The following is a 475-nucleotide window of genomic DNA, read 5'->3' on the forward strand; positions in this document are numbered from 1 at the left end:
TGTTGATTTGCTCGCAGAATTGACCCTCTCCAATTGACCCACCTTCCACTGCCTTCCAAAGGCAGCCACACGGTCGTACGACCCCTCGTATCCCAGTTCTTTCAGCTCCAGGAACATCTGTTTCAGGGTTCGTCTTTGCTTTCGAGATTTGGCTGCTTCAGCGGTTAGCCATGTGGATAGCCGAGGTACGAATTCATCAAGCGAACTTGATGATTGCCTTGTCGGATAGGACGGTTCAACTGCTTCCGATCGAATGTATCGTCGAACCGTGTTGCGGGAAATGTCGAGCCTGCGGGCGATTTCCCGAATTGAGATGCGGTCTCTGATGTACCAGCGTCGAATAATTCCAAGTAGGGCCACGTCTATCACTCCGTTCTCCCGCTCGCTGTCATGAGCAGGATTGTGGTCTAAACATGGGTCAACTTAGGGTGCAAATTTCCTGGAAAAGTGGGTCAGTTTTCAGTGCAATTCAACA

General features: G+C 50.5%; 1 protein-coding gene. It reads right to left on the minus strand.

The window, feature by feature from the left end:
* Nucleotides 1-369 (minus strand): winged helix-turn-helix transcriptional regulator (locus tag J8I26_RS22555; RefSeq protein ID WP_348635357.1); only part of this gene is annotated, 369 nt, incomplete at its 3' end.
* Nucleotides 370-475 lie beyond the last annotated feature (106 nt).

The sequence above is a fragment of the Herbaspirillum sp. LeCh32-8 genome, from assembly GCF_017814915.1.
Lineage (GTDB): Bacteria > Pseudomonadota > Gammaproteobacteria > Burkholderiales > Burkholderiaceae_D > Herbaspirillum.